The 830-nt window shown below is 65.3% G+C and carries 1 protein-coding gene and 1 pseudogene; one reads left to right on the top strand and one right to left on the bottom strand.

The window, feature by feature from the left end; translation table 11 throughout:
• Nucleotides 1-100, top strand: a pseudogene (locus tag ACV22V_RS32400) (D-amino acid dehydrogenase); the annotation flags it as partial.
• Nucleotides 101-286: 186 nt separating this feature from the next.
• Here the strand turns inward: ACV22V_RS32400 and ACV22V_RS32405 are convergent.
• Nucleotides 287-830, bottom strand: a 544-nt coding sequence (locus ACV22V_RS32405; protein WP_448016814.1) for an electron transfer flavoprotein subunit alpha/FixB family protein, incomplete at its 5' end; no start/stop codon positions are given.

Below are 830 nucleotides of genomic sequence, written 5' to 3' on the forward strand. Positions count from 1 at the left end.
CCTGATCTCGGGCAAGAAACCGGCAATCCAGGCCGACGACCTGTCGGTGCATCGCTACCTGAAGGACGTGGCCGGCCAGACGCGCCCGGCATACGCATAAGTCGGAACGGTCCGCCGCGACCAAGGCCGGCCCGCATCAACGAAAAAGGCGCCCTCGGGGCGCCTTTTTCATTACAGCGAATGCGTTTCGGGCTCGAAACAGAGCCTCGGCCATCGCACAAAAAAGGGGCGCTCATCGCGCCCCTCGTCTTGCGTACTTGCCGCCGAAGCGTCAAGTCACGCCGTGTCAGCCCAGTTCGTTCACGAGTTCCGGCACGAGCGCGAACAGATCGCCGACGAGCCCGTAGTCGGCCACGCTGAAGATCGGCGCTTCGGGATCCTTGTTGATCGCGACGATCACCTTCGAATCCTTCATGCCGGCCAGATGCTGGATCGCGCCCGAAATGCCGACCGCGATGTACAACTGCGGCGCGACGATCTTGCCGGTCTGGCCGACCTGGTAGTCGTTCGGCACGTAGCCGGCGTCGACTGCCGCGCGCGATGCGCCCAGTGCTGCCGACAGCTTGTCGGCCAGCGGCTCCAGCACCTTCGTGTAGTTCTCGCCGCTGCCCAGGCCGCGGCCGCCCGACACGATGATGCTCGCCGACGTCAGCTCCGGACGATCCAGCTTCGTCACTTCACGGCTCACGAACTGCGATTTGCCCGCATCGGCCGCCGCTTCGATCTTCTCGACCGCCGCGCTGCCGCCGTCCGCTGCAACCGGATCGAAACCCGTCGCGCGCACCGTGATCACCTTGATCGGATCGCTCGACTGCACCGTCGCGATCGCG

This window comes from Burkholderia sp. AW33-5, from assembly GCF_053427615.1.